This is a genomic window from Dactylosporangium sp. NPDC051087 (genome assembly GCF_055586325.1).
Window position 1 is genome coordinate 339,876 of sequence record NZ_JBVJIJ010000008.1, and the last position, 23,258, is coordinate 363,133.

The following is a 23,258-nucleotide window of genomic DNA, read 5'->3' on the forward strand; positions in this document are numbered from 1 at the left end:
GGTGGCCGACGATGTCGAAGATCCGGTGGCGCAGGCGCACGGCGAGCTGTCCCTCGCCAGGGTGGCGCTCGCCGAGGACGACCTCGAGCACGCCGCCGGCCACCTCGCGGGCGCGATCGCGTGGGCGCCGGGGCTGCCGGAGGTCCATGAGCTGCTGGCGGCGTTGACGGTACGAGCCGGCGACGCGATCTCCGACCTGTTCCCGCTGCGCGAGCCGGTGTTCGTCGGCATGGTCGTGGCCAGGGCGCACGTCACGGCGCCCGGGGACCCGCTCGGGTCGCTGCGGATGCTGGCGCAGGCGACCGGGTTCGACCCCGGGCAGCCGTGGGCGGACGTGAGCTGGGTGCGTGCCGTCGACCCGGCCGGGCTCGACCCGGACGAGCTGGCCAGGTTGTTCGTCGGGGTGATGCAGCGGCTCGGCGACCCGGCGGCGCCGCCGGTGGCGAAGGCCAACGAGGTGTATCTGGATCTGGCCCGCCGGTCCGTCGCCGCGCACCCGGACCATGCCCTGCTGCACGGCGCGGCGGCCGGGCTGGGCCGGCGGTTCGGCGACACCGCGGAGGCGGTCCGGTGGGGCGCCCGCGGGCACCGGCTGCACCCGGACAAGCTCACGTCGGTCTGGTACGCGTACGCGCTGCGCGCCGACGGCCGGCTCGACGCGGCGTTGCGGGTGATGCGGGCGGCGTGGCGGGCCATGCCGCAGGAGATGGACCTGTGCGCCGACATGGCCAACTGGCTCGCCGACGCCGGCCGCGTCGACGAGGCGATCGACCTGCTCGACGAGGGGATACGCCGCCGGGCGGACTACGACTGCGTGGTCCACACGGCGCAGCGGCTGCGGTTCCAGCGCGACGGCGACGCGAAGCACCTGGTGGCGCTGGTCGACTTCATGCGTGAGCACCCGGTCGTCAGCCACGAGCACGCCGACCTGGCGCAGGCGTGCGAACGCCGCCCGTGGCTGGGCCGGGTCACCGGGCCGACGGAGGCGTGCGTGAACACGCTGCACCGGGTGCCGCCGGAGCAACGGGCCACGATGGACGGCGGGATGTCGCTGTCCGCGCTGGAGGTGCCGAGCGCCCTCGCCCTGCTGCGCCGCGCGGTGCCGGGCCTGACCGTCGAGGTGGAGGGGCCGGCGCCGGCCGACCTGGTGCGGCCGCTCAAGCAGGTGCGGGTGCTGTGGCGGTACGACACGACGACCGCCTATCCGACGGTCGAGCCGGCTTCCGCGGCGAGCCGGGCGTTGCTCGCCGGTCTCGCCGGTCCGGTCTGGCCGCACCCGGTCGCCGCCTACGACCACGCGATGCCGCTGGGCGAGCTGCCGGTCGAGGAGCTGCTGTCGCTGCTGGTGCACCCGCCCGCCCGGCCGGAACGGTTCGAGGAGCTGCCGGACGGCTGGTGGGAGCGTTCGGCGCAGGTGTTCGCGTGTCTCGGCCTGCTGCACTGCGGCGAGCTGCGCGACCCGGCGGACCCGGGCGACACGGCCGCGCAGCGGCGGCTGCTCACGGACATCGCGTGGGGTGTGGAGGACTGGACGACGGAGGCGGCGCTGTTCGCCCTGACGGTCGCGGCGTGGCTCGACCCGGCCTGCCGGGCGGAGGTCCGTGACACGGTCGGCCGCCGGTTCCTCGCGGCGGCGCAGGCGTCCCGGACGCGGGCGGTCACGATCCGCGGTTCGCTGGCGGACCTGGTCCGGATCGTGCCGGGCATGCACCCCGACGTCCTCGCCCTCGCCGGCGAGATCTCCGGCGCCGGCGCGGCGAAGCCGGCGGCCCCGTCGTGGTTCGGCCGGTTCTTCCGGCGGCGTCAGCGGTAGCGGTCATGGTCCGCGGGAGTGCGGAGACGCCGATGGCCGGCGGGGGTCCGCCGGCCATCCGGAGCTTTGCGAGTGGGCTTTACCAGTAGTGTCGGCGACCGGCGAGCGGACGACCGACGGCGCCCAGAATCCAGAGCACCGCGCCCACGATCAGCAGCACGATGCCGATCGTCTCCAGGATGCCGACGTGCAGGAAGAGCCCGAGCAGGAACAGGATCAGGCCAAGGACGATCATCTTCAGCTCCCGGGGAGGAGGGGGTGTTGCATGGACGTTCTTCAGGTACCCCTCCCCCGGCTCATCTGAAACACGGATCACCCGCGGCGGCCCCGGCGGGCGCGGATGTAGTCGGAGACGACGTATCGGCCCAGGTCACCGGCCTCCGGGGTGAAGACCCGGCCGCCGCTGCGCCGGGCGACGGCGTCGACGAAGCGGCGCAGCCCGGGGTCCTCGCCGAGCATGAACACGTTGAGGACGGCGCCGTAGCGGGTCAGCTGGTCGACCTCGTGGACGGTCGCGTTGACCGTCTCCCGGGTGGACGGCCAGCGGAAGTGCGAGGTGCCGTCCTCCAGCAGGTGCGCGGTCGGCTCGCCGTCGGTGACCACGAGGACGACCGGGTCGGAGCCCGGGTGCCGGCGCAGGTGCCGCCCGGCGAGCATCAGGGCGTGCTGCAGGTTGGTGCCCTGCACGTAGTCGGGTTCGACGGCGGCGAGCTCCTCGACGGACAGTTTCATGGCGTACCGGCCGAACCCGATGATCTGCAGCGCGTCCTGCGGGAACCGGGTCGCGACGAGGTGCGACAGCGCGAGGGCGGCCTGTTTCATCGGGCCCCACCGGCCGTCGGCCATCATCGAGAAGGACAGGTCGACGCAGAGCGCGACGGCGGCCGACACGCGCCGTTCGGTCTCGGCGATCTCGAAGTCCTCGACGTCCAGCGCGATCGGCAGGACGGCCGTGCCGCCGGTGGCCTGGCGGCGGACCGCGTTGCCGATGGTGCGCACGACGTCGATGGGCTGCTCGTCGCCGTACTGCCAGCGCCGCGACGCCCCGGTGAGCTCGCCCGCGGCACCGGCGTCGCGCAGGTCGTGCTGGCCCTTGCGGCCGGCGGTGAGGTCGGCGAAGACGGTCCGCAGCGCGGTGCCGCCGAGCCGGCGCAGCGCCTTCGGGCTGAGCGTGAGCCCGTCGGCGCCGCGGGTGACCCAGCCCTGCCGGCGCAGCTGCTGCTCCAGCTCCCGCAGGCGGCGCAGGTCGTCGGCCGCGGACCGGCCGAGCTGCCGCTCCACCGCCTCCACGTCGACGTCGTCGAGGGTCGCGCCGGGGTGCTCCTGGCCGAGCTGGTCGAGGAGGTCGTCGAGGTCACCGATTTCTTCGAGGGCGCCGGCGGCTTCGCCGTAGCCGAGGTCGCGCTCGCCGCGGACCCGTTCGCCGCGGCCCCAGTTGAGGTCGGGGCGCAGCGAGCGCAGGTTGTCGGTGAGGGCGGCCATCTGCCCGGCGAGGCTGCCCAGGGACTGCTCCATCAGCGACTGCAGCTCGGCGCGCTGCTGGGGGCTGAGGGACCGCATGAGGCGCTCCCCGGCGGCGGCGCGGCGGGCGAGCGCGTCGATGAGCTCGTCGACGGTGCCGGGCTGCTCGGGGAAGAAGTCGCCGTGCCGGGCCATGAACTGCGCGAACGCGTCGTCGGTGTTCTCGCCGCGGGCGTGCTTGGCGAGGAGGTCGTTGAGGTCCTCCAGCATCTGCCCCATGCGGGCGGCCATGGCGGGGTCCTGCAGCGCCTCCTTCATGCCCTGGAACCGCTGGCCGAGGACCTCGTCGCGGAGCTGGTCGAGGATCTGCTGGTAGATCGCCTTCGCCTCGGGCGACGTCCACTCGTATCCGGACAGCTCCTCGACGGCTTTCGCCGTGGACCGGGGCAGGCTGGCCAGCTGCGTCTCGGCGAAGCGGGCGTCGTCGGAGTCGAGCTGGGCGAGGGCGTCGCGTTCGGTGGCGACGGCCTGGTCCAGCAGCTGCTGGGCGCGGGTGACGGCGCCGTCGAGGTCGCCGCGGCGCATCGCCTCCCGGCGCAGCCGCCGTGCCCTGGCGAGGAGGTCGTCGAGGCCGCGGCCGCCGTCCTGAGGACCGTTGCGCAGGAGGTTGCGCAACGCGTCGCGGAGGCTGCCGCCGTCGAGGACCTCGGCGCCGACCTGGTCGACGGCGGCGCGCACGTCGTAGGGCGGGGAGAGCGGGTCGGGCCCGCCGCGCCACGCCCCATACCGGAACCTGTTGTGACGCACGTGCTCAGCCTCCGTAGACGGTGCGGCCGTCCTCGGTGAGATCCTTGGACAGCCGTCTGGTGAGGTGCAGGCCCTCGAGGACGAACTCGATGCCGGCGGCGGCCTCGCCGCGGCTGGGCGCGTCGCCGAGCCCGAGCCGCTCCAGGACCTTCGCCAGGCCGGGGACGGTGCCGACCTGCTGCAGGATGTCGTCGGCGCCGGCGAGCTCACCGGTCTCGATGACGGCGCCCTCGGCGACGAGGTCGGTGAAGCCGGACAGGTCGAGGCCGGCGAGCCGGGCCCGGAACGTGTCGGCGGTGGCGGTGCGCAGCAGGTGCGCGAGGATCTCGATCTCGCGGCCTTCCTCGCCGCTGTCGAACTCGACCTTGCCGCGCAGCGTGCTGGTGACCGACACGGTGTCGCCGACCCGGGCGACGGGCTTGTCGTCGCCGAGCAGCCCGCCGCGGCGCAGCGCGGACGCGGCGACGGTCTCGGCCGCCGCGATCGCGAAGCGGGCCGACACGCCGGAGCGCGAGTCGACGGCCGGCGACTCCCGCACGGCGCGGGTGAAGCGGGCGAGGACCTCCAGGACGTGCCCGGGGACCTGCGCCACCAGCTGGGCCTCCTGCTGGATCAGGTCGGTCTCCAGCTCCAGATCGAGGGGGTAGTGGGTGCGGATCTCGGCGCCGAAGCGGTCCTTCAGCGGCGTGATGATCCGGCCGCGGTTGGTGTAGTCCTCGGGGTTGGCGCTGGCCACGAGCAGCACGTCCAGGGGCAGGCGCAGCTGGTAGCCGCGGACCTGGATGTCGCGCTCCTCCAGGACGTTGAGCAACGACACCTGGATGCGCTCGGCGAGGTCGGGCAGCTCGTTGACGGCGAAGATGCCGCGGTTGGTGCGCGGGACGAGTCCGAAGTGGATGGTCTCCGGGTCGCCGAGGGTGCGGCCCTGCGCGACCCGGATCGGGTCGACGTCGCCGATGAGGTCACCGACGGACGTGTCGGGGGTGGCGAGCTTCTCCCCGTAACGCTTCGAGCGGTGCAGCCAGTCCACGGGCAGCGCGTCGCCGGCCTCGAGGGCGAGCCGCTGCGACGCGGGCGTGATCGGCTCATACGGGTGCTCGTTGAGCTCGGACCCGGCGATGACGGGGGTCCACTCGTCCAGCAGCGACACGAGGCCGCGGATGACGCGGGTCTTGCCCTGGCCGCGCTCGCCGAGCAGGACCAGGTCGTGGCCGGCGAGGATGGCCCGCTCGAGCTCGGGCAGGACGGTGTCTTCGTAGCCGACGATGCCGGGGAAGCGGGGCTCGCCGGATCGGAGCTTGGCCAGCAGGTTGTCGCGGAGCTCTTGCTTGACGGTGCGGAACCGGTGGCCGCTCGATCGCAGCTCGCCCACGGTGCGGGGCAGGTCCAAAGGCTGGGTCACCGTCTGAACGTAGCGCGGTTACGTTTCCATCGGCGAAACGGCGCGGAACTCCTCCAGCAGCCGGGCCCGGACCGCGGCGACGGCGGGGGCGGCCGGACCGGCGCGGTGGGCCAGGAACAGCGTGTTCAGCGGGGGTACCGGCGGGTCGTGCAGCAGCACGAGACGGCCCGCGGCCAGATCCGCCCGGACGAGGTACTCCGGCAGCACGCTGCATCCGGCACCGGCGAGGACGAGCGCGCGGACGGCGTGCAGGTTCGGCACCACCACGTCCGCCGTGCGGTGCTGCTTCTGGTCGAAGACGCTGCGCCAGTACCGGCGGATGATCGGCAGCTCCTCGGCGTAGCTGACGAGCGGGGTGGCCGCGACGTCGCAGGGGCGGGCGGCGACGAGGACGAACTCCTCGTCGTAGAGCGGGTCGGCGCGGACCGGGCGGCGCCGGGGGCGGCTGGTGAGGACGGCGAGGTCGAGGGTCCCGGCGGCGAGGGCGTCGGCGAGGTCGTCGGACAGGCCGAGCGTGACCCGCAGCTTCAGGCCACCGGCGACGAGCCCGGCGAGGGCCGGCAGGACCAGGTCGGTGAGGAACTCGGCGGCGCCGCCGAGCCGCACGCTGCCCTCCTCGGGGCGTTCGGCGACGCCGGCGAGGTCGTCCAGCGGGCCGGCGACCTGCCTGGCCAGCAGGTCGGCGGCCGGGGTCGGCGCGACGCCGCGCGGCTGCCGGACGAACAGCGGCCGGCCGAGCGCCGCCTCGAGGGCCTGCAGCTGCGCGGTGACGGTCGGCTGCGACAGGGCGAGGCGCCGGGCCGCGCCCGTGACGGACCCCTCCCGGTGGACGGCGAGGAACGTCCGCAGGAGGTCCAGCGAGACTGCCATAGGATTTCCTATGGTACCGGTGTCCGTTCGTGATTGGTGCCGATGGCCGTCCCGGGGCAGGCTGTCCGGTATGACAGCGATCCTGATCGTCCTGACCAGCCATTCCTCCCTCGGCGACACCGGCCGCCGCACCGGCTACTACGTGTCGGAGGCGGCCCACCCGTGGACGGTGTTCACCAAGGCGGGGCACCCGGTGACCGTCGCGTCGGTCCTCGGCGGCGACCCGCCCCGCGACGGCGACACCGAGGGCCACGAGGACTTCCTCGCCGCCCTCGGCCACGACACCCCAGCCGTCGACCAGGTCGACCCGGCCGCGTTCGGCGCGGTGTTCCTCGCCGGCGGGCACGGCACCATGTGGGACTTCCCGGCCGCCACGGCGCTGCGGTCGTTGATCCGGCAGGTGTACGAGCGGGGCGGCGTCATCGGTGCCGTCTGCCACGGTCCGGCCGGACTGGTCGACGTCACCCTCTCCGACGGCGGGCACCTGCTGGCGGGCCGGGACGTCGCCGGGTTCACCGACGAGGAGGAGCACCTGGCCGGGCTGACCGAGGTGGTGCCGTTCTCGCTGCAGCGGCGCCTCGAGGCGGCCGGCGCGCGGCACACCGCGGCGGCGCCGTGGCAGCCGTGGGTGGTCCGCGACGGCCGTCTGGTGACGGGCCAGAACCCGGCGAGCGCGACCGGCGTCGCGGAGGCGATGCTCCAGCTGGTGTCTCAGCCGGTGCCCCAGGAGTCCGGCTCAGCGGTCCCTGGCGGCCTGTGACCAGGTGCTGAAGCCGGACCAGGCGCTCCGCGGCCCCTGATAGTGGTAGTAGTCGTGGGCCGCGTCCCGGCCGAGGAGCACGAACGCGGCGGCGAGCGCCACCAGCACGCCGGTGACCGCGGTTGAGGACAGCACCGAGAACCACAGCGGCAGCACCTTGTAGAGGTGCGCCTCCTCGGCGGGGCCCGAGGCGAGCAGCGCGTTGTCGGGGTTGATCACCACGCCGAGCAGGAGCACGACCCCGGCGAGCAGGGCGGCGAACCCGACGACGACGCGGGTGCCGATGTGCCGGCGCGGGATCGCCGTCGCCGCCCCCGTGAGCAGCAGGGCCATGCCCGCGCCGAGGACGACGGTCAGCGCCAGCCGGGTGTGCATGCTGTCCAGCTGCGTCTGCTCCCCGATGCTCCACGGGCCGTGCTCGGTGTAGGCGCCGCCGAACCGGCCGAGGAGCACCGCCGCCGCGGCGGTCTGCGCGGCGAGCAGGCCGACCGCGCCGACGACCAGCCAGAACGCCCGCCGGACGGGCGCGGCCGGGCGCCTGCTCAGCAGCGTGTCGTCTCCCATCGCTTCCAGGGTAGGTGGTGCCCGCCGGTGATCCGGGGTGGGCGGGCGGATGATCAGCGGCGCCGGAAGAAGTCCAGCCAGGACCCGAAGCCGCGCCACCGGGCGGCCGGGTCGTAGTCCTGGTAGTAGTCGGCGGCCGCCGCCTTGCCCATCCGGGCGAACACGACGCCGAACAGCACGACGACGCCGAGGACGGTGACGGCGGACAGCGCCTGGAACCAGGCCGGGACCAGCGTCTCGTAGTGCGCGAGGGACACCGAGTCGTCCGCGGCGATGGCGCTCTCGGGGCTGAACGTCACGCCGAGGACGAGCGCGGCGGCCGCGACGAGCGCGAGGAACCCGACGAGGGTCCGGCTGCCGTCGCCACGGCGCCCGACGGCCATGGCGGCGGCGCCGACGATGAGCGTCACGGCCACGCCGACGATCAGGGCCATGGCCAGCCGCCAGCGGATCTCGTCGGCGATCAGGTCGAAGCCGGGGCTCCACGGCTGGCCGGCGCCGGTCTCGTACGTGCCGTCGAACCCGGCGAACAGGGTCCCGGCGGCGACGGTCTTCGCGAGGACCAGCAGGAAGCCGACGGCGGCGAGCCAGAACGCCCGCCGCACCAGGGCGGGCGCCGGGTCGAGCCGGAAGTTGTCAGTCATCGCCGGTCAGCGTAGGGCCGGCGGCGGGTCCCGGGCGACCCCGTTCATCAAGGCGTGATCAGGGCCGGTTCACGATGTCGTGCCACGAGGTGAAACCGCGCCAGGGCGCCGCCGGGCCGCGGGCGTGGTAGTAGTCGACGGCCGGGTCGCGGCCCATCCGCAGCAGGGCGGCGGCGAGCAGGACGATGACGCCGGTGACGACGCCGGAGGCGAGCGCGGAGAACCAGACCGGCAGCAGCTGCTCCAGGTCGGCGAGCTCGTCGGCGCCGGCGGCGAGCAGCGCGTTGTCGGCGGCGAGGGTGACGCCGAGCAGCAGCGCGGTCCCGGCGAAGAGGGCCGCGCCGGTGACGGCGGTGCGGGTGGCGGCGGTGCGGCGCGGGACGGCGAGCGCGGCGCCGGCGAGCAGGACGGCGATGCCGGCGCCGAGGATGACGGCGACGGCGAGCCGGCCGTGGACGCTGTCGACCTGGGCCTGCTCGGCGACCGACCACGTGCCGTGCGCGCGGTGGGTGGTGTCGAAGCGGGCAAGGAGGACCGCGGCCGCGACCGCTTGCGTCGCGGCCAGCGTGAGCGCGCCGATGACCAGCCAGAATGCCTGCCGCACCGGGGCGCATGGGCGCCTGGGCGCCTGCCGTCCGCCATCACGCTCAGCGTACGACCGGTCACCGCGACCGGTCCAGACTCACCCCGTGCTCATCACAGGGCCGTTTGCGGGGTGGTCGCGCGCCACCTCGCGGCGCGTACGGCAGGATGGACGCTGCACGTGACCGCAAGCAACCGATTCCGCCAAGGAGTTTTCGCATGGCGCTCAGCAAGCCCGACGTGACCCTGCCCGACGGCCCGCCGCCCGCCGACCTCGTGGTCGAGGACATCACCGTCGGTGACGGCGCGGAGGCCCGCCCCGGCCAGCAGGTCAGCGTCCACTACGTGGGCGTGTCCCTGTCGACGGGCAAGGAGTTCGACGCGTCGTGGAACCGTGGCGGCACGTTCGACTTCGGCCTCGGTCAGGGCCAGGTCATCGCCGGATGGGACCAGGGCGTGGCCGGCATGAAGGTCGGCGGCCGGCGCAAGCTGGTCATCCCGCCGCACCTGGGCTACGGCAGCCGGGGCGCCGGCGGCGGCCTCATCAAGCCGGGCGAGACCCTGGTCTTCGTGGTGGACCTCGTCGGCACCCGGTAAGTCCGAATACCCGTCCATGGGTCCGGTATTCCCACCGGACCCATGGATTGCAATGCGGTAATTCACAGCGGACGCTCAGCCCGACCCGGACATCGAGGTGGGATGCTGGACCATCGGCGTCGGCCGGCAGGCTTTTTCACCACGTCACAACGCCATAGAGGGGTGTGCAGATGACATTGCAGTCGGCGGCACCGCGCGCCAAGCGCATCCTGATGATCGGCGCGCCGGGCGCCGGCAAAGGCACTCAGGCCCAGCTGATCGCGCAGCAGTTCGGCATCACCCACATCGCCAGCGGCGACCTGCTCCGCAAGAACATCGCCGAGGGCACGACGATCGGCCGCACGGTCGAGGAGATCGTCAACAAGGGTGAGCTGGTCCCCGACTCGATCATCATGGACATGCTCCGCAAGCCGGTCCTCGCGGCGAACGCCGACGGCGGTTACGTCCTGGACGGCTTCCCGCGCACCGTCGAGCAGGCCGAGGCGGCCTATCGCACCGCCGGTGACCTCGGGGTCGGCGTGCAGATCGCGATCCACCTCGACGTGCCCGAGGACGAGCTGACCCGGCGGATGCTGGCCCGGGCCCGCGGCGCCGACGACACCGTCGACGTGATCAAGCACCGGATCAAGGTGTATGAGGAGAAGACCCGCCCCCTGCTGGACTACTACCAGCAGCGTGAGCTGCTCATCCAGGTCAACGGCGCCCGCCCCGTCGGCGAGGTGACCTGGTCGATCGTGGTGCAGCTGCAGCGGGCGTTCAAGCAGCGCCCGGCCGCGACCCGCGCCGCCGCCGCGTAAGCGTTCGTCCGGAAGGGCCCGGCTGCTGCCGGGCCCTTCCGTCGTTTCAGCCGGACAGCGCGGCCGAGACGACGCCGCGGGCCTCCTGCTGGATGCGCTCCAGATGCTCGGGGCCCTGGAACGACTCCGCGTAGACCTTGTAGACGTCCTCGGTGCCGGACGGCCGCGCCGCGAACCAGCCGGACGCCGTGACGACCTTCAGCCCGCCGAGCGCGGCGCCGTTGCCGGGCGCGGCGGTCAGCTTCGCCGTGATCGGCTCGCCGGCCAGGTCCGTCGCCGTCACCTGCTCCGGCGACAGCTTGCCCAGCACCGCCTTCTCCTCACGGGTCGACGCGACGTCGATCCGCGCGTACGCCGGCGCGCCGTGCCGCGCGACGAGGTCCGCGTAGTGCTCGCTCGGCGACCGGCCCGTCGTCGCGATGATCTCCGCGGCGAGCAGGCACAGCAGCAGGCCGTCCTTGTCGGTGGTCCACACGTCGCCGTTGCGGCGCAGGAACGACGCCCCGGCGCTCTCCTCACCGCCGAACCCGACGGAGCCGTCCAGCAGCCCCGGCACGAACCATTTGAAGCCGACGGGGACCTCGATGAGCGTGCGGCCGAGATCCGCCGCCACCCGGTCGATCATCGACGACGACACGAGCGTCTTGCCGATCGCGGCGTCCTTCGCCCAGCCGTCCCTGTTGCCGAACAGGTACTGGATGGCGACGGCGAGGAAGTGGTTGGGGTTCATCAGGCCCGCGTCGGGGGTGACGATCCCGTGCCGGTCCGCGTCCGCGTCGTTGCCGGTGGCGACCTGATACTCGGCGCGCTTGCCGATCAGCGACGCCATCGCGTTCGGCGACGAGCAGTCCATGCGGATCTTGCCGTCCCAGTCGAGGGTCATGAACCCGAACGTCGGGTCGACGTCCGGGTTGACCACGGTCAGGTCCAGCTTGTGCCGTTCCGCGATGGCGCCCCAGTACGCGACGCTCGCACCGCCGAGCGGGTCGGCGCCGATGCGGACCCCGGCGTTCGCGATCGCCGCGATGTCGATGACGGACGGCAGGTCGTCGACGTACGCGGCGAGGAAGTCGAACCGCCCGGTGGTGTCCTTGTTCAACGCCCGCGCATAGGGGATCCGCCGGACGTCTTTGAGGCCGCCGGCCAGGATCGCGTTCGCGCGGTCCTGGATCCACTTTGTGACGTCGGTGTCGGCGGGCCCGCCGTGCGGCGGGTTGTACTTGAACCCGCCGTCCTCCGGCGGGTTGTGCGACGGGGTCACCACGACCCCGTCCGCGCCGAGGTGCCGGTGGGTGAGGATCGCGTGCGACAGGGCGGGCGTCGGCGTGTACCCGTCGCGGCTGTCGATGAGCACCTGTACCCCGTTGGCGGCGAACACCTCGAGGGCGCTGACCGTCGCCGGCTCCGACAGGGCGTGGGTGTCCTTGCCGACGAAGAGGGGTCCCGTGTACCCCTGAGCCGCCCGGTACTCACAGATCGCCTGGCTCACCGCGACGATGTGGTCCTCGTTGAACGAGCGGCGCAGGCTCGACCCGCGGTGCCCGGACGTGCCGAACGCGACCTGCTGCGCGGGGTCGGACACGTCGGGGTGCTCGGCGTAGTAACTGGTGATGAGTCGCGGGACGTCGACGAGGTCGGAACGCTGCGCCGGCGTGCCGGCACGGGGATGGACGGACATACCGCATACGTTGCCACGTCGCCCTTCCCGGTGCGACACGACTGGGCCATCACCGGAAACAAACCGCCGTTACACTCCCGCGCATCGATGGCCCCTATCACCCCAGCGAGGCGATGATGACCACCGCGGTGTCGATGTATTCCCGGGTCGGCGGCGGCCCCGCCGTCAAGCACGTCGTCGACCAGCTGTACACCTGGATCCTCACCGACGAGGAGCTCTCCCCCTACTTCGAGAACGTCACCGTCGAGTCGCTGAAGCGGCACATGGCGGCGCTGCTGTCCCAGGTGCTGGGCGGCCCCGCCGAGTACACGGGCCGCGAACTGGCCGACTCGCACCGGGACCTGGCGATCACCGACGGCCACTACACCCGGGTCGTCGACCTCGCCCTGGCCGCGCTCTTCCTGGCCCACGCCCCGCGCGACGTCGTCGCCGCCGTCGAGGACACCCTGCTGCAGGTGAAGCCCGACATCGTCGCCGCCGTGCAATGATCCACACATGACGTGGACCGCGCCCGACGCACCGCCGTTCGGAGGTTCGCTCGTCGCCGACGAGCGAACCCTGCTCGAAGGCTTCCTCGACTGGCAGCGCGCCGTCCTGGTCGGCAAGTGCACCGGCCTCACGGGTGAGGAGCTCGCCCAGCGCTCCACTCCCCCGTCGACGCTGTCGCTGCTCGGCCTGCTGCGCCACGTCACCGACGTCGAGCGGGAATGGTTCCACCTCCGCTTCCGCGGCACCCCGGTCCCGTACCTGTACCGCCGCGACGACGCACCCGACGCCGCCTTCGACGAGGCCTCCTCCACGAGCGCGGAGGAGGACTACGGCATGCTGATCGCGCAGTGGCAGTCGTCCCGCGTCGCGGTCGCCGGCGCCGCCCTGGACGACTTCTTCGAGGACCGCCAACGCGGCCCCATGTCCCTGCGCGCCGTCTACCTGCACCTCATCCAGGAGTACGCCCGCCACAACGGCCACGCCGACCTCCTCCGCCAGCGCATCGACGGCGAAACCGGCTGACACCGTCCCGCCGCCACAGCTATCGTGGCCGCCGTGCACCGCAGCCTCGCCTCGGCGATCGACACGCTGTACGAGGTTTTCGGTGCCGTCCCCCGCCCGGCGTCCGTCGAGGGCTGCCCGTGCTGCTGGTTGCCGTCCGACGCTTCGGCGCTGCTGCAGCCTGTACCGCAGCGGTCGCTGCCGGCACTGGCCCTTGCCCCGTACGCGACGGCAGCGCCGTTCACGGCCGGTTCGGCCGACGACTTCCGGCACTTCCTGCCCCGGCTGCTCGAGATCAGCGTCACCGAGGGGTTCGGCGGCCCGGACGCCGGCTTCATGGCCTACCCGACGATCGAGCCGTTCCTCGGCCGCCTCCGCCACGCCGGCTGGACGACGTGGGCCCCTTCCGAGCAGGCAGCCGTCCGGGGCTTCCTCGACGCACTCTGGCTCGGCACCCTCACCACCGACCCGGCGTCGTCGACCTTCTTCGCCGACGACGTCCTCTGCGCCCTCGGCAACGCCGTCGACGACCTCACCCCGTTCCTCGCGACCTGGGCCGCTCTGCTCGCCGCCCCGCACCCGGCCGCCCACCTGCGCGAGCTGCGCACCCAGCCGTCCGTCAACGCTTTCTGGGAAGACCGCGCCACCCAGCACAACCAGGTCACCGCCTGGCTGGCCGTCAACGGGTGAGCACGACGGCGACCCACCGGGACACCGTCGCCGGCCGGTGCGGCCCGGCCGGGCGGCGGCGTCAGGACCGGGCGAGGGCCTGGGTGAGGTGCCGCCGGGAGGTGACGCCGAGCTTCCGGAAGATCTTGTTGAGGTGGTACTCGACGGTGGAGGTGGTGATGAACAGGCGGGTGGCGATCTCCGTGTTGGTCGCGCCCTGGGCGGCGAGGGCCGCGACCTGACGCTCCTGCGGGGTCAGTTCCCGGGTGGCCGCCACGGTACGGGGGCGGGCCCGCTGACCGGTCGCCGACAGCTCGGTGCGGGCCCGGTCGGCGAAGGCGTGCGCGCCCATGGCCGCGAAGGCGTCGTACGCGGTCTGCAGCGCCGCTCTCGCCTCGGTGCGGCGTTTGCGGCGGCGCAGCCACTCGCCGTGCAGGAGGTGGGTGCGGGCGAGCTCGGTGGTGACGGTCGTGCCGGCCAGGTGCGTCGCCGCCTGGTGGTAGAGCGCCTCGGCGTCGGTGTCGGTGGCCAGCAGCGCGCGGGAGCGGGCCAGCACGCCCAGGGCCCATGGGGTGCCGCTGGCGGTGGCCCGGGCGCTGAGCCGGGCGAGCGCCGCCCGGGCGGTCCCGGGGTCGCCGGCGCGGACGGCGGCCTCGACGAGGTTGGGCAGCATGCGGTTGCCGTGGATGATGCCGTCGTCGCGGAAGGCCGGCCGCAGGTGCTCCAGCGCGTCGGTGTACCGGCCGAGGCCGAGCTCCAGGATCGCCAGGCAGTTGCGGGCGTTGTCGCCGAGTGAGCCGAACCCGCGTCGCTCCTCCCAGACCGTGATCGCCGTGTCGGCGGCGGCCCGGGCCGGTCCTTCGAGGCCCCGCCAGGCCAGGAGTTCGACCTGGTACGACGTGTCGCCGGCCGGGCTGCCGATGAGGTTGCCCGTCTCGGCGGCCTCGGCGTGACAGGCGGCGGCCCGCTCGAGGTCGCCGGACCACGTGGCGGCCGTCGCCAGGCCGATCAGCGCGGCGATGACGGTCTGCAGCGCGCCGCGCTGCCTGGCGAGCGCTTCGGCGTGCCGCAGGCCCGCGAGGAAGCCCTCGTCGTCCCACAGGTCCTCGGCGATGAGGTGGCGGCCCGCCAGGGCGAAGGGCCCGACGGGTGCCAGCTCCCGCTCGGCGCGCACGGCCGTCGCCGCGGCGCGCAGCAGCGGCACCGCCGGGGCGTACCCGACGGCGAGGCGCGTGGCCAGGGCTTCGACCAGCAGGCGCACGGTGGTGGTCGGGCCGTCGGCGCGACCGGCCGCGAGCAGCGCGGCGCGGGCCACCTCGGTGCGGGTCGTGCCGGCCGTGTGCCGGCCGGCCACGACGGCGGCGACGAGCGCCTCGTACAGGGCGCCGTGGCGCAGGTCGTCGGGCAGGTCGGTGTCCTCGGCGACCGCCAGCATCGCGGCCGGTGTCACGTTCGCGACCCCGCCGCCGAGCCAGTCCAGCGCGGCGCGGAGCCGGTGCGCGGTCGCCCGCAGGACGGGCGTGTGCAGGGCTGGTGTGGCCTGCGCGAGGCGCCGCCGGGCCGCGACCGGGTCGTCGGCGGCGAGGTGCGCGCCCGCGGCGGCGAGCAGGCGGCGGGCCCGGGGCCGGGGGTCGGGGGTCAGGTCGGCGGCCCGAGACAGGAACGTCGCCAGGGACGCGTAGCCGCCGCTGACGTGGGCCTGCGGCGCGGCGCGTTCGAGCTCACCGGCGACGCTCTCGTCGAGGCCCGCGGTGGCCTGGGCGAGGTGCCAGGCCCGGCGGTCCGGGCTGGCGTCCCGGTCGGTCGCCTCGGCCAGCGCCGCGTGCACCCTGCGCCGCTGCGCCGCGGGGGCGGTGCCGTGGACCGCGGAACGCATCAGGGGGTGACGGAAGGCGATGCCGTGGGCCGTGGTCAGGATGCCGTCGGCGATCGCCGGGTCGGCGGCGTCGGGCGGCAGCCCGAGCCGGGCCGCGGCACGCCACAGCAACGCGTCGTCGTCCACAACGGGCACCGCCGCGGCACTGCCGAACGCCGGCCGCACCGCCGCGCCACCAACGGCCGTCGACCGGTCCGCCGCGGCTCCACCCAAGAGCGACCGGTCCGCCGCGGCTCCACCCAAGAGCGACCGGTCCGCCGCGGCTCCACCCAAGAGCGACCGGTCCGCCGCGGCGCCGCCCAAGAGCGACCGGTCCGTCACGGCGCCGCCCAAAAGCGACCGGTCCGCCGCGGCTCCGCCCGAAGGCGACCGGGGCGCCGCGATCCAGGCCGACGGTGACCGTGTGCCGGCCGCGGCGACGAGCAGGAGCAGCGACTGCGTGGCCGCCGGCAGCCGGTGGACCTTGCGCAGCAGGTACGCCTCCAGGCCGCGGTGCAGCGGCAGCGGGTCGGGCAACGGGGCGCCGCCGGCGAGCTGCTCCCCGGACAGCCGGGCGGTCAGGTCGATCAGCGCGAGCGGGTTGCCGCCGGTCCCGGCGACGATCCGGTCCGCGACCGGCCGCGCGACCGGCCCCGGCGCGGTCCGGGTCAGCAGGTCGCGGGCGGCCGCGGCCGGCAGCCCGGCGATCGCGAGGGTGGGCAGGCCGTCCAGCTCGCGGGGCGGGCCCGGCTCGTCCGAGGCGGCGATCAGCAGGCCGGCGCCGCCGGTGTCCAGCCGCCGGGACACGAAGGCCAGCACGGCCAGGGTCTCGCGGTCCAGCCACTGGGCGTCGTCGACCAGGCAGAGCAGCGGCAGGCCGTCGGCGAGCAGGGCGAGGGCGGCGAGACCGACCAGGAACGCGTCCACAGTGGACCCGGCGGCCAGCCCGAACGCCCCGGCGAGGGCGGCGCGCTGCGGTCCGGGGAGCCGGTCCATCCGGCTGAGGAACGGCCGGAGCAGCCGGTGCAGCCCGGCGTACGCCAGCCGGTGCTCCGGCTCGACCCCGGCGACCCGGGTGACCCGAAGGTCCCCGGCGGCCGCCGCCGCGTGCTCCAGCAGCCGCGTCTTGCCGACCCCGGCCTCACCGGCGAGCACGAGCACGGCACCCCCACCCGCGCCGGCGCTCGTGCCTGCGCCCAAGCCCAAGCCCGTGCCCGTGCCGGTGCCCGTGCCGGTCCGGACGGCGGCGACGAGTTCTTCGACGGCCGCGCACTCCTGCGACCGTCCGTGCAACGGCGGCGATGCGGACCCGGCTGGTGCCAATGACGGCGCGATCACGGTACGTACCGTAGGCGGCGGCGGACGGGGGTCTCCATACGTCACGTGACGGTCTACGCTTCGGTGCCGGTGCGGGGTGATCGCCGGCAGATGCGGATGAGGAATGACGCTGTTCGGTCGTGAGCGGGAGTCGCGGCGGCTGGCCGAGTTCGTCGCCTCGGCGCGCCGTGCCGGTGGTGGCGGTGGTGCGCTGGTGGTGCGCGGCGAGGCCGGCATCGGCAAGTCGGCGCTGCTGCGGCAGGCCGTGTCGGCGGCCGGCGACGAGGGGCTGCTGGTGCTGTCGGCGGCCGGCACGGAGGCGGAGTCGCGGCTGCCGTTCGCCGGGCTGCACCAGCTGATCCGGCCCGTGCTCGGCCGGGCCGAGGACCTGCCCGGTCCCCAGCGGGAGGCGGTGCTGACGGCGTTCGGCATGGCGCACGGCACCGCGCCGGACCTGTTCCTCGTCGCGCTGGCGGTGCTCAACCTGCTCGGCGAGGCGGCCGCCGAGTCCGGGGCGCTGCTGGTCGTGGAGGACGCGCACTGGCTGGACGCGCCCAGCGCCGACGCGCTCACGTTCGTCGCCCGCCGCCTGGGCTCCGACCCGATCGTGCTGCTGGCGGCGATGCGGGAGGGCTACGCCGGGCCGTTCGCCGCCGGGCTCGAGCAGCTGCGCCTGGAGCGCCTGGACGACGTGGCGGCGGCGGCCGTCGTCGACGCGCGGGCGCCGGGGCTGCCGGCCGGGCCGCGGCGGCAGCTGCTGGACGAGGCGGCCGGCAACCCGCTGGCGCTGGTCGAGCTGCCGATCGACGCCCGCGGCCGGAGTGCCGGCGCGTTGACCGCCAGGCTGGAGGAGGCGTTCGCGGCGCGGGTGTCCGGGCTGCCCGGACCGGCGCGGGCGCTGCTGCTGGTCGCGGCGGTCAACGACGGCGACGCGCTGGCCGAGGCGATGGACGCCGCCGCGGCCGTCACCGGCGGTGCGGTGACGGTGCACGACCTGACGCCCGCGATCGCCGCCGGGCTGGTCGACCTGGACCGGGCGAGCATCCGCTTCCGGCATCCGCTGATGCGCTCGGCGATCCAGCAGCGGGCGGCGCCCGCCGAGCGGCTCGCGGCGCACGCCGCCCTGGCCGATGTCGTGCGCGGGCAGGCCGACCGCTGGGTGTGGCACCGCGCCGGGGCGTCCCACGCCCCGGACGACGCCGTTGCCGACGACCTGGAGCGGGCGGCGACCGGCGCGCAGCGCCGCGGTGCGGTGGTGCCCGCGGTCGCGGCGCTGCAACGCTCCGGCCAGCTGACGGTCGATCCCGGCCGGCGCACCGACCGGCTGCTGCGCGCCGCCGAGCTGGCGGTCGACCTGGGCCGGCACGACATCGTCGGCGCCCTGCTGCAGGAGGTCGGCTCCGGGAGCCTGTCGTTCACCCAGCGGGCGAGGCGGCTTTGGGTCGAGTCGAGCTTCGGTGACGGCCTGCGCGACCAGAAGACCGGACCGGCCGCGCTGGCCGAGGTCGCCGCCGAGGTCGCCGCCCGGCTGGAACGGCACGACGACGGCCTCCGGCTCGCCATGCGCCTGCTCACCAGTGCGGCGCTGCGCTGCTTCTTCTCCGGTGCCGACGCCGAGGCCGTCCGCCGCGTCGTGGAGGTGACGGAGTCCCTGCCGGTCGCGGCGGATCATCCGGAGCGGCTGACCATCCTCGCGTTCGCGGCGCCGGTCGAGCGGGGTTCGGTCGTGATCGACGGCCTGCGGGGGTTCGCGGCCCACGCCGGGTCCGAGGCGCAGACGCTGCGCCAGCTCGGCGCCGCGGCGACCGTCGTCGGCGCCTTCGACCTCGCGGAGCTGTGCTCCACGGCATCGGTCCCGGATCTGCGGGCGCAGGGCCGCCTGGGGTCGCTGACCCGGGCCCTCGCCGCGATGGCCTGGTATGCGGCGGTCCAGGGCGACCTGAGCGCGGGGGTCCCGGCCGCCGAGGAGGCCGGCCGGCTGGCGCTGGAGACGTCGCAGCCGCTGTACCACGGCATCGCCGAGTCGGCCGCGGCGGTGCTGGCCGCGCTGGGCGGGCAGGCGGACCGGGCGGCGGTGCTGGCCGACGAGACCGAGCGGCGTGGGGTCGCCGCGGCCGTCCGGCCGGTGCTGGCGATGGTCCAGCTCGCCCGCGGGCGCGCGGCGCTGGCCGACGGGCGGTACGCGGACGCGTACGGCGAACTGTGCCGGATGCACGAGCCGGCCGACCCGGCATTCCACGCCGGGCTGCGCTGCACGGCCCTGATCGACCTGGTCGAGGCGGCCTTCCACAGCGGGCACCGGGACGAGGCCGCCGCAGTGGTCGCCGATCTCGAGGCGGCCGGACGGCGCAGCTCGTCGCCGGCCCTGCACGCCGGGCTGCGCCATGCCCGGGCCGTGCTCGCCGACGACGAGCACGCGGAGGCGTTGTTCCGTGCGGCGCTCGCCGGCGAGACGGCCAGGTGGGTGTTCTCGCGGGCCCGGACGCAGCTCGCGTACGGCCAATGGCTGCGCCGGCAGCGCAGGACCGTCGCGTCGCGGGCGCCGTTGCGGGCGGCCCGCAGCGCCTTCGACGCGCTCGGTGTCGCGCCGTGGGCGGAGCGGGCCGGGCAGGAGCTGCGCGCCGCCGGCGAGACCAGCCGCGCCCGGCCCGCGACCGGACGGGCCGAGCTCACCCCGCAGGAGCTGCAGATCGCCCAGCTGGCGGCGCAGGGCATGACCAACCGGGAGATCGGCCAGGCCCTGTACCTCTCGCACCGCACGGTCAGCACGCACCTGCACAACATCTTCCCCAAGCTCGGGATCACCGCCCGGGCTCAGCTGCCACCGATCGTCGGTGACCTCACAGACTGGTGACCAGGCCGCCGTCGACGGTGAAGTTGGCGCCGGTCACGTTAGCGGCCAGGTCCCCGGCGAGGTACAGCACCAGCGCCGCGACCTCCTCCGGCTCGGTGAACCGCCCGGTCACCGACTGCCGCGCGGCGCCCTCCGCGATCTGCCCGGGGTCGCCGCCCCGGTCCCGGGCGAGGGTGGCGGCGACGCCGCCGTCGCCGAGCCACAGGTCGGTGCTGACCGGCCCGGGGCTGATCGTGTTGCACCGCACGCCCTTGGGACCCCCCTCCTTCGACATCGCCTTGGAGAAGTTGACCAGGGCGGCCTTCGCGGCGCTGTAGTCGATGACGAGCGGGTCGGGCAGCGCCGCGTTGACCGACGCGATCGTGACGACGGCGGCGTTGCCGGTGGCGCACAGGTGCGGCCACGCGGCCCGGACGGTCCGGACGTGGGCGAGGAAGTTGATGTTCAGGGTCTCGGCCCACGCCTCGTCCGGGATCGCCAGGAAGCCGTCCGGGCGCGGGCGCACCCCGCCGACGTTGTTGACGAGCAGGTCGATGCGGCCGAACGCGGCGGCGGCGGCTTCGATCAGCCGGGCCGGGCCGTCCCCGGTGGCCAGGTCGACCGGGACCGGTCGCACGGTGCCGTCCTCGGCCAGCGCCGCCAGCTCACCGCCGACGTTCCTGGCTCCGGCCACCACCCGCACCCCCTCGGCGGCCAGCGCCCGCACGACGGCCAGGCCGATGCCCCGGCTGGCCCCGGTGACGACCGCGACCTTGCCGGTCAGCTGCAGGTCCACGGCGACCTCCTGGTGGGCGCGTTCACGCGGCGGACCGCTCGATCGCGTCGGCGTGCGTGTCCAGCCAGGCCAGGGCCGCGTCGGCGACCTCGCGCCAGCCGCTGTCGATCGTCAGGGAGTGCGCCCGGTCCGGGAAGTCCATGATCTCGGTGATCGCGCTGGAGTGCCGGTACTGCTTCAGCGTGGCGCGGGTGACCGACTCGGGCACGGTGTGGTCCTTGCCGCCCGTCATGAGCAGCAGCGGCCCGCGCAGCTCGTTGGCGGTGTCCACCTTGGCCGGCGAGTGCGGGTCGAAGTTCGCCGCGGCCGCCTCGAACAGCGGCTTGCCGGGCGCCGGGATCGTCCACCGCTCGAACAGCTCGTCGGACTCCTCCGGCGTGACGGCGTTGCCGAACGCGTACCGGAACTGCTCCGCCGTCAGCGACACGGACCGGTGCCGGTTCGCGGGGTTCTTGAACACCGGCAGCGTGGCCCGCAGCGCCGACAGCGGCAGCGGCAGGACGCCCTTGATCTGTGCGGCGTCGATCGCGACCGCGGCGGCGGCGAGGTCCTGCCCGAGCAGCTTCTGCGCGATCATCCCGCCGAAGGAGTGCCCGACCAGGATCGGCTTCACGTCCATGGCCCGGATGATCTCCGCGTAGTGCGCGACGACGTCGTCGATGCCGTGGTCGGCGATGCTCTCCGGGTTGGCCCGGGCCTCCGCGACCGTCGCCGGGTCGCCCGGCCAGCCCGGTGCGGACGCCGGGTAGCCGGCCTGCTCGAACGCCTCGATCCACAGGTCCCACGAGCTGGCGTGCAGCCAGAGTCCGTGGATGAAGAGGACGGGTCGTCGCGTGCTCATGATCGCCTCCCGATCGGGCCGGCGCCAGCCGCCGGCAACACCAGGGCACCACGGCGGACGGCCCCTTCGAACCCAGGAAAGTCCCCAGTCCTCTCATGTGGTGGTGTTCGTGGCCGCGACCGCGACCGCAGGCAGCGGCGCCTCAACGGCGGCGCGACGTGGCCGCAGCAGACCGACCGCCGGAAGTTCGACGCAGTGGTGGACGGCCATCGCGGCGAGGAGGCTGATCGCGAGGACCGACACCGTGACCAGGGCCGCGACCAGTGGCGTGGCGTGGTGCGGGAGCAGGCCGAGACGGCCGTAGGCCAGGTACGTCAGGTAGTGCACCAGGTAGAAGGCGAACGACACCTCCCCCAGGTACAGCAGCACCGGCCGGGTCCAGATGGTCCGCACGCCGGTGAGGTCGGCCCGGGCGGCCGCGGCGACGACGAGGGTGACCGGCACGAGGGTCAGGGCGTGCTGGTTGAGCGGATAGGGCACCGTCAGCGCGGCCAGGGCGCCGGCCCCGAGCAGGGCGAAGGACCAGCGCAGCCCCGGCCCGCGCCAGGCACCCGCCCGGACGAGCAGGGCGACCGCGATCCCGAGGGTGAACTCGGCCATGCGGACCGGTGGGAACATGTATCCGAGCCAGAGGGCGAACGGCCGGTCCGCCGTGGTGAGCGCGAGGCCGGCCACGATGACCGCACCGGCCAGCCCCGCCGCGACGGTCCACAGGCCCGTAGGGCCGAGCCGGCGCAGCTGCCCGTACACCAGCGGAAAACACAGATAGAAGAAGGCTTCGCACGAGAGGGACCAGCTCACCGGGTTGAGCGCGCCGAACACCGCGGCGTCCGGGAACCACGTCTGGGTGAGGGTCAGGTGCGCGGCGAGCTGCAGGGGGCCGGTGCCGCCGACGACGAGGAGGGCGAGCAGGGTCGTGACCAGGGTCGCGGGGTAGATCTTGCTGAAGCGGCGCCACCAGAAGGTGCGCGCCCGCACGGCGTCGCGGGCGGACCAGGTCAGGACGAAGCCGGACAGGACGAAGAAGAACGAGACGCCCATGGCGCCGCCGTTGACGAGCATGGCCCAGAGGACGGCCCGGACCGGTTTCGGGGCGACCAGGTCCGGGTCGTAGAACAGTTCGAGGGTGTGCTGACCGAACACGACGAGCGCCGCCGCCCAGCGCAGGCCGGTGAGGGCCGGCAGACGGCTGTCGCGGTTCACGTTTGATGTCTAGTCACTCTTCCCGGCCCGCGCCCACCGGGCCGGGAAGAATTCACCCCGATGTGACCAGTGGTAACTTTCAGCGACGTTGAGGTCACCGGTTGATGTCGTCGCGACCCCGGCCGCGGTCACGGTCGCTCCAGTTCGCACCGGCGCCGCCGCGGCCCTCCCCGGTGCGGCCACGGATGCCCCGCAGACTCATGGTCGCCAGGCCGAGAGCCACGATGACGAGGGCGATGACGATGTTGCTGGCGATGGAGCCGCCGCTGGGGTGCGCGCCCTGGATGACCCATGGCGCGACGAAGGTCCAGACGCCGATGACGACGGGCACCCAGGTCACCCCGTGGGTCCGGCCGTAGGCGACGGTGAAGCCGGCGGCCAGGGCGGTGACGAGCACCCCGCAAATGAAGTTGTTGACCGCGAGGTCGGGCTCGAAGATTGCGAACCCGAGGATCCACGGCGACAGGGCGAGGTAGAGCCCGGCGAGCATCAGCGCGCCGTCGGTGACGTGGGCGGTCGGCGTCTCCGCCGCACTGTCGTAGCGGGCCCGCAGCTCCACGATGTCCGGATGCTGGTCGAGGTCCGCGATCGGGCGGGTCATGACGGTCCCCTTTCCTTGTTCGGATCCGTGCACTAACCCGTTCGGGCGAGAACTAACACGGTGCGGGGGGGGGGGGGGGGGGGGGACAGCCGCTCGCACACCTTTTTTGGGGGGGGGGGGGGGGAGGGGGGGGTGGCGCTCTCTGGGGGCGGGTGGACTTAGGGGCGGAAAGAGGAGG

21 protein-coding genes are annotated in these 23,258 nt (G+C 74.3%); 8 read left to right on the top strand and 13 right to left on the bottom strand.

Annotation, left to right across the window (positions count from 1 at the left end; translation table 11 throughout):
• Nucleotide 1: 1 nt before the first annotated feature.
• Entirely contained in the window at nt 2-1,813 is a 1,812-nt protein-coding gene (locus ACZ6TV_RS18080) for a tetratricopeptide repeat protein (RefSeq protein WP_465298313.1), read from the top strand.
• A gap of 79 nt (nt 1,814-1,892) precedes the next feature.
• Here ACZ6TV_RS18080 and ACZ6TV_RS18085 read toward each other — a convergent pair whose 3' ends face one another.
• The 4 genes from ACZ6TV_RS18085 to ACZ6TV_RS18100 form a co-directional block, all read right to left on the bottom strand.
• Entirely contained in the window at nt 1,893-2,048 is a 156-nt protein-coding gene (locus ACZ6TV_RS18085; RefSeq protein WP_203853177.1) for a DUF6131 family protein, read from the bottom strand.
• A gap of 77 nt (nt 2,049-2,125) precedes the next feature.
• A complete protein-coding gene (locus tag ACZ6TV_RS18090) occupies nt 2,126-4,081 on the bottom strand; it encodes a vWA domain-containing protein (RefSeq protein ID WP_465298314.1) in 1,956 nt (651 codons plus the stop codon).
• A gap of 4 nt (nt 4,082-4,085) precedes the next feature.
• Nucleotides 4,086-5,483 carry a sigma 54-interacting transcriptional regulator gene (locus ACZ6TV_RS18095; RefSeq protein WP_465298315.1) on the bottom strand — a complete coding sequence of 466 codons (1,398 nt, stop codon included), beginning with the start codon at nt 5,481-5,483 and terminating at the stop codon, nt 4,086-4,088.
• Between the two features lie 18 nt (nt 5,484-5,501).
• Nucleotides 5,502-6,353 (bottom strand): LysR family transcriptional regulator, encoded by an 852-nt coding sequence (locus ACZ6TV_RS18100; RefSeq protein ID WP_465298316.1) that lies wholly within the window; start codon nt 6,351-6,353, stop codon nt 5,502-5,504.
• Between the two features lie 70 nt (nt 6,354-6,423).
• On the opposite strand from ACZ6TV_RS18100, the gene ACZ6TV_RS18105 reads away from it, so the two are divergent.
• On the top strand, nt 6,424-7,113 hold the full coding sequence (locus tag ACZ6TV_RS18105) for a type 1 glutamine amidotransferase domain-containing protein (protein WP_465298317.1): 690 nt from the start codon (nt 6,424-6,426) through the stop codon (nt 7,111-7,113).
• Here the strand turns inward: ACZ6TV_RS18105 and ACZ6TV_RS18110 are convergent.
• Genes ACZ6TV_RS18110 through ACZ6TV_RS18120 form a run of 3 tightly spaced genes read right to left on the bottom strand, consistent with a single transcriptional unit; the run spans nt 7,090 to nt 8,925 of the window.
• Nucleotides 7,090-7,677: a hypothetical protein gene (locus ACZ6TV_RS18110; protein ID WP_465298318.1), complete on the bottom strand. Its 588-nt coding sequence runs from the start codon at nt 7,675-7,677 to the stop codon at nt 7,090-7,092. The genes ACZ6TV_RS18105 and ACZ6TV_RS18110 overlap by 24 nt on opposite strands.
• A gap of 53 nt (nt 7,678-7,730) precedes the next feature.
• On the bottom strand, nt 7,731-8,321 hold the full coding sequence (locus ACZ6TV_RS18115) for a hypothetical protein (protein ID WP_465298319.1): 591 nt from the start codon (nt 8,319-8,321) through the stop codon (nt 7,731-7,733).
• Between the two features lie 58 nt (nt 8,322-8,379).
• Complete coding sequence (locus tag ACZ6TV_RS18120) at nt 8,380-8,925, bottom strand: hypothetical protein (protein WP_465298320.1); 546 nt, start codon at nt 8,923-8,925, stop codon at nt 8,380-8,382.
• 197 nt (nt 8,926-9,122) lie between these two features.
• Here ACZ6TV_RS18120 and ACZ6TV_RS18125 point away from each other — a divergent pair, with 197 nt between their 5' ends.
• Both ACZ6TV_RS18125 and ACZ6TV_RS18130 read left to right on the top strand, forming a co-directional pair.
• Nucleotides 9,123-9,500, top strand: a complete 378-nt coding sequence (locus ACZ6TV_RS18125) for an FKBP-type peptidyl-prolyl cis-trans isomerase (protein WP_354780539.1) — start codon at nt 9,123-9,125, stop codon at nt 9,498-9,500.
• Between the two features lie 170 nt (nt 9,501-9,670).
• Entirely contained in the window at nt 9,671-10,297 is a 627-nt protein-coding gene (locus ACZ6TV_RS18130; RefSeq protein WP_465298321.1) for an adenylate kinase, read from the top strand.
• A 46-nt stretch (nt 10,298-10,343) separates the two neighbouring features.
• Here the strand turns inward: ACZ6TV_RS18130 and pgm are convergent, their stop codons facing one another.
• A complete protein-coding gene (pgm, locus tag ACZ6TV_RS18135) occupies nt 10,344-11,975 on the bottom strand; it encodes a phosphoglucomutase (alpha-D-glucose-1,6-bisphosphate-dependent) (protein WP_465298322.1) in 1,632 nt (543 codons plus the stop codon).
• Nucleotides 11,976-12,091: 116 nt separating this feature from the next.
• Between pgm and ACZ6TV_RS18140 the strand changes: the two genes are divergently transcribed.
• Genes ACZ6TV_RS18140 through ACZ6TV_RS18150 form a run of 3 tightly spaced genes read left to right on the top strand, consistent with a single transcriptional unit; the run spans nt 12,092 to nt 13,655 of the window.
• Nucleotides 12,092-12,463: a group I truncated hemoglobin gene (locus ACZ6TV_RS18140; protein WP_465298323.1), complete on the top strand. Its 372-nt coding sequence runs from the start codon at nt 12,092-12,094 to the stop codon at nt 12,461-12,463.
• A 7-nt stretch (nt 12,464-12,470) separates the two neighbouring features.
• Nucleotides 12,471-12,986 (top strand): DinB family protein, encoded by a 516-nt coding sequence (locus ACZ6TV_RS18145; RefSeq protein WP_465298324.1) that lies wholly within the window; start codon nt 12,471-12,473, stop codon nt 12,984-12,986.
• Nucleotides 12,987-13,019: 33 nt separating this feature from the next.
• Nucleotides 13,020-13,655 carry a hypothetical protein gene (locus ACZ6TV_RS18150; RefSeq protein ID WP_465298325.1) on the top strand — a complete coding sequence of 212 codons (636 nt, stop codon included), beginning with the start codon at nt 13,020-13,022 and terminating at the stop codon, nt 13,653-13,655.
• Between the two features lie 61 nt (nt 13,656-13,716).
• Here ACZ6TV_RS18150 and ACZ6TV_RS18155 read toward each other — a convergent pair whose 3' ends face one another.
• Nucleotides 13,717-16,689 carry a LuxR C-terminal-related transcriptional regulator gene (locus tag ACZ6TV_RS18155; protein ID WP_465298326.1) on the bottom strand — a complete coding sequence of 991 codons (2,973 nt, stop codon included), beginning with the start codon at nt 16,687-16,689 and terminating at the stop codon, nt 13,717-13,719.
• Between the two features lie 241 nt (nt 16,690-16,930).
• On the opposite strand from ACZ6TV_RS18155, the gene ACZ6TV_RS18160 reads away from it, so the two are divergent.
• Nucleotides 16,931-19,660: a helix-turn-helix transcriptional regulator gene (locus ACZ6TV_RS18160; RefSeq protein ID WP_465298327.1), complete on the top strand. Its 2,730-nt coding sequence runs from the start codon at nt 16,931-16,933 to the stop codon at nt 19,658-19,660.
• Here the strand turns inward: ACZ6TV_RS18160 and ACZ6TV_RS18165 are convergent.
• From ACZ6TV_RS18165 to ACZ6TV_RS18180, 4 genes are all read right to left on the bottom strand, one after another.
• Nucleotides 19,647-20,435, bottom strand: a complete 789-nt coding sequence (locus ACZ6TV_RS18165; RefSeq protein ID WP_465298328.1) for an SDR family NAD(P)-dependent oxidoreductase — start codon at nt 20,433-20,435, stop codon at nt 19,647-19,649. The genes ACZ6TV_RS18160 and ACZ6TV_RS18165 overlap by 14 nt on opposite strands.
• Nucleotides 20,436-20,457: 22 nt before the next feature.
• Nucleotides 20,458-21,276 (bottom strand): alpha/beta hydrolase, encoded by an 819-nt coding sequence (locus ACZ6TV_RS18170; RefSeq protein WP_465298329.1) that lies wholly within the window; start codon nt 21,274-21,276, stop codon nt 20,458-20,460.
• Between the two features lie 93 nt (nt 21,277-21,369).
• Nucleotides 21,370-22,479 carry an acyltransferase family protein gene (locus ACZ6TV_RS18175; protein ID WP_465298330.1) on the bottom strand — a complete coding sequence of 370 codons (1,110 nt, stop codon included), beginning with the start codon at nt 22,477-22,479 and terminating at the stop codon, nt 21,370-21,372.
• A gap of 94 nt (nt 22,480-22,573) precedes the next feature.
• Entirely contained in the window at nt 22,574-23,080 is a 507-nt protein-coding gene (locus tag ACZ6TV_RS18180) for an SPW repeat protein (protein ID WP_465298331.1), read from the bottom strand.
• Nucleotides 23,081-23,258: the final 178 nt, after the last annotated feature.

Coding starts and splice junctions, on each gene's coding strand:
- ACZ6TV_RS18105 (WP_465298317.1), top strand. CDS start 6,424: ATGACAGCGATCCTGATCGTCCTGACCAGCCATTCCTCCCTCGGCGAC.
- ACZ6TV_RS18085 (WP_203853177.1), bottom strand. CDS start 2,048: ATGATCGTCCTTGGCCTGATCCTGTTCCTGCTCGGGCTCTTCCTGCAC.
- ACZ6TV_RS18180 (WP_465298331.1), bottom strand. CDS start 23,080: ATGACCCGCCCGATCGCGGACCTCGACCAGCATCCGGACATCGTGGAG.
- ACZ6TV_RS18125 (WP_354780539.1), top strand. CDS start 9,123: ATGGCGCTCAGCAAGCCCGACGTGACCCTGCCCGACGGCCCGCCGCCC.
- ACZ6TV_RS18100 (WP_465298316.1), bottom strand. CDS start 6,353: ATGGCAGTCTCGCTGGACCTCCTGCGGACGTTCCTCGCCGTCCACCGG.
- ACZ6TV_RS18115 (WP_465298319.1), bottom strand. CDS start 8,321: ATGACTGACAACTTCCGGCTCGACCCGGCGCCCGCCCTGGTGCGGCGG.
- pgm (WP_465298322.1), bottom strand. CDS start 11,975: ATGTCCGTCCATCCCCGTGCCGGCACGCCGGCGCAGCGTTCCGACCTC.
- ACZ6TV_RS18140 (WP_465298323.1), top strand. CDS start 12,092: ATGACCACCGCGGTGTCGATGTATTCCCGGGTCGGCGGCGGCCCCGCC.
- ACZ6TV_RS18130 (WP_465298321.1), top strand. CDS start 9,671: ATGACATTGCAGTCGGCGGCACCGCGCGCCAAGCGCATCCTGATGATC.
- ACZ6TV_RS18145 (WP_465298324.1), top strand. CDS start 12,471: ATGACGTGGACCGCGCCCGACGCACCGCCGTTCGGAGGTTCGCTCGTC.
- ACZ6TV_RS18170 (WP_465298329.1), bottom strand. CDS start 21,276: ATGAGCACGCGACGACCCGTCCTCTTCATCCACGGACTCTGGCTGCAC.
- ACZ6TV_RS18160 (WP_465298327.1), top strand. CDS start 16,931: ATGACGCTGTTCGGTCGTGAGCGGGAGTCGCGGCGGCTGGCCGAGTTC.
- ACZ6TV_RS18110 (WP_465298318.1), bottom strand. CDS start 7,677: ATGGGAGACGACACGCTGCTGAGCAGGCGCCCGGCCGCGCCCGTCCGG.